This is a genomic window from Streptomyces sp. 8P21H-1 (genome assembly GCF_013302945.1).
Genome location: NZ_JABTYA010000265.1, coordinates 1 through 1,756, shown reverse-complemented (window position 1 = coordinate 1,756; position 1,756 = coordinate 1). Strand labels below are relative to the sequence as shown.

The following is a 1,756-nucleotide window of genomic DNA, read 5'->3' as shown; positions in this document are numbered from 1 at the left end:
GCACACCGTCCGGTCGGCTGCGCCGGCCGGGCCCGGCCGTGCGGCTGCGTACCGCAGGCTGTCGGCCACCGCGCGCCGCGCGGTGGACAGCAGCCAGGTACGCGCCGACGAGCGTCCCTCGAACCGGTGCAGGCTGCCCAGGGCCCGCAGGAACGTGTCCTGGACCAGGTCGTCGACGGCCTGGTGGTCGACGCCGGCCCGGGTGAGGTAGCGGACGACGTCGGGGTGCAGGGCCCGTACGAACCGTTCGGCGGCGTCGGGGTCGCCGCCACGGGCCGCCAGCGCCCAGGCGGTGGCGGCCTCGTCACGCGACGCCGGCGCGTCCGGCCCGGCCGCCATGACGGCCCTCCTCTCGCAGCCCTGCCGGGTCCGTTCGGCCATGAGGCCGTCAGCAGTCGGCCATGAGGCCGTCGGTCGTCGCCCGTAGGTCAGTTCCCTCCCTGGCCGGGCCGGTCCACGACCGCCTCGCTCCGCACCGGGCCGCTGCGCTCGAAGTGCAGGGTGAACGCGACGAGGTCGCCGATCTCCCAGTCCGGGTCCGCCGGCACGATCACGTCGAGGCTGCCCGGGGACATGGTGACGCTGCCGCCGGCCGGGACCGGGACCGAGTCCACCGTCCGCGCGGAGGCCGAGCGGGCGCCGGTCATGCGGTGGCGGCTGAGGCTGGTGGCACCGTCGATCTCGGCGGAGGTCACCTTCAGCAGCCGGTCCCCAGAACCCCCGCCGTTGGTGATCCGGAAGAAGGCCGCCGTGTCCGGGGTGTCGCCGGTGGGCAGGAACAGCCGCCCGCCGGTGACCGCGATCCGGGCCGGACTGCCCGCGTTGCCGAGGACGGTCCACAGGCTCAGCCCGCCGAGGGCGAGGACGCAGGCGGCGACGGGCGCGAGGGCGGCGGCCAGGGCATCGGTGAGCCGGCCGCGTGTCGGCCGCCGGAGGTTCCGGTGGATCCGGCCGGTCCGGCCGGTCCGGCCGGTCACCGGGCGCGTCCCCGGGACACGGACGGGGGCTGCCAGGCGCGCAGGCGCAGGCTGTTGGCGACGACGAGCACCGAGCTGGCCGACATGGCCACCGCGGCGAGCATCGGGTTGAGCAGGCCGACCATGGCGAGCGGCACGGTGACGGCGTTGTAGCCGAAGGCCCACACGAGGTTGACGCGCATGGTGCCCAGCGTGCGCCGGGCCAGCAGGACCGCGTCCGCCAGGGTCCCGATGTCGCCGCGCACCAGCGTGACGTCGGCGGCTCCGATGGCCACGTCGGTGCCGCTCCCCATGGCGATGCCCAGATCGGCACCGGCGAGGGCGGCGGCGTCGTTGACGCCGTCGCCGACGACCGCGACCCGGAACCCCTGCTCCCGCAGGTCCCGTACGAGTTCGGCCTTGCCCTCGGGCGTACGGCGGGCATGCACCTCGTCGATCCGCAGGGCGCCCGCGACGGCCGTCGCGGGCGCCTCGCGGTCACCGGTCGCGAGCACGGGGCGCACACCGAGCCGCCGCAGCCGTTCGACGGCCCGGTAGCTGCCGGGCCGTACGGTGTCACCGATCTCGATCAGCGCTTCGGCCGTGCCGTCCACCCGCACCACGACGGGGGTGCGGGCGGTGGTCCCGGCCGCCGCCAGGGCGTCCGCCAGTTCCGCGGGGAGCCCGTCGTCCGGGGCGAGCACCTCGACGAGGCGTCCTTCGACCCGGCCGCGCACTCCGCGCCCCGGCAGGGCGGTGAACCCGCTGACGTCCGGCAGCGGCCGGCCGGACGGTTCCCG

At 76.5% G+C, this 1,756-nt stretch carries 3 protein-coding genes; all 3 read right to left on the bottom strand.

What is annotated here, in order from left to right; translation table 11 throughout:
* On the bottom strand, positions 1-339 hold a 339-nt coding region (locus tag HO151_RS05545), incomplete at its 3' end, for a sigma-70 family RNA polymerase sigma factor (RefSeq protein WP_254594759.1).
* Positions 340-428: 89 nt separating this feature from the next.
* Positions 429-977 carry a copper chaperone PCu(A)C gene (locus tag HO151_RS05540; RefSeq protein WP_368039435.1) on the bottom strand — a complete coding sequence of 183 codons (549 nt, stop codon included), beginning with the start codon at positions 975-977 and terminating at the stop codon, positions 429-431.
* The coding region (locus HO151_RS05535) for an HAD-IC family P-type ATPase (RefSeq protein WP_173894981.1) at positions 974-1,756 on the bottom strand (783 nt) is incomplete at its 5' end. The genes HO151_RS05535 and HO151_RS05540, both read right to left, overlap by 4 nt.